The 939-nt window shown below is 67.2% G+C and carries 1 protein-coding gene; it reads right to left on the reverse strand.

All coding sequences use genetic code 11. The features are described from left to right. On the reverse strand, positions 1 to 874 hold an 874-nt coding region (locus ACPXBU_RS34820), incomplete at its 3' end, for an IS982 family transposase (protein ID WP_425761398.1). Positions 875 to 939 lie beyond the last annotated feature (65 nt).

Below are 939 nucleotides of genomic sequence, written 5' to 3' on the forward strand. Positions count from 1 at the left end.
GGGACCTGGTCACGGGTTGGCCGGTGGTCCGGTTGTGCCAGATCGCGGCGGTCATCGCGAGGAGGCGTTGCGCGACGCGTGCCGTGACGCCTTCGATGCTGCGTCCGCCGTGCAGTTCGAGGTCGAGTTGGCCTTTCAGCGTGTCGTTGACGGACTCGATGAGCTGCCGGATCGGTTTCAGTAAGTGCTCGTCCGGGCGTGGGGTCCGGTTGCGGTACGACGGTCTGAGCAACTGGACCCCACGCTCGGCCAGCCACCGGTCGAGTTCCGCGGACACGTATCCCTTGTCCGCGACGATCAGCAGGCCGGGACGCTCGGCGATGAGGTCAGGGTCGTGCTCGAGGACAGCCATCAAGACCTGACGTTCATCGACCTTCGGCGTCGCGAGGGCCCAGGTGATCGGCAAGCCGGCCGGGGTGCAGATCAGATGCAGCCGCAGTCCCCAGAAGAACCGCGAGTGCGAGGCGCAGTAGCCGTAGCCGGCCCACCCGGCCAGGTCCGAACGTTTCACGGTCGGTCGGGACCGGCCGCACTCGACCGGCGTCGAGTCAACCACCCAGGTGGCGTCGGTCCACAGGTCGGTGTCCGCCGCGACCACGCGGATCGCTCGCTTGAGCAGCGGCACCGCCGCCCGCAACCGCTTGTTGTACCCGGACTGCCCGGGCAGGTAGGGAAACGCCCCGGGCAGATGCCCGGGAACGAACCGCAGCCACCGGGCTTCAGACCGCACGCCGAGCAGGACCTGAGCCACGGCCAGGGTCAGCAGTTCCGCATCAGACAGCCTCGGCGGCCGCCCAGGCCTCCGCTGCCGCCCGAGCCAGTCATCGATCTTCACGTACAGTGCCGTCAGAAGGGTGTTGAGGTCGGTCGTCACAAACTGATCCTCAACACCCTTCGTCTATCTCCACCACCCAGGGCCGTTAGGACTTACTCGTCTAG

Origin of the sequence: Micromonospora sp. DT231, assembly GCF_049847025.1 — a bacterium.
GTDB lineage: Bacteria > Actinomycetota > Actinomycetes > Mycobacteriales > Micromonosporaceae > Micromonospora.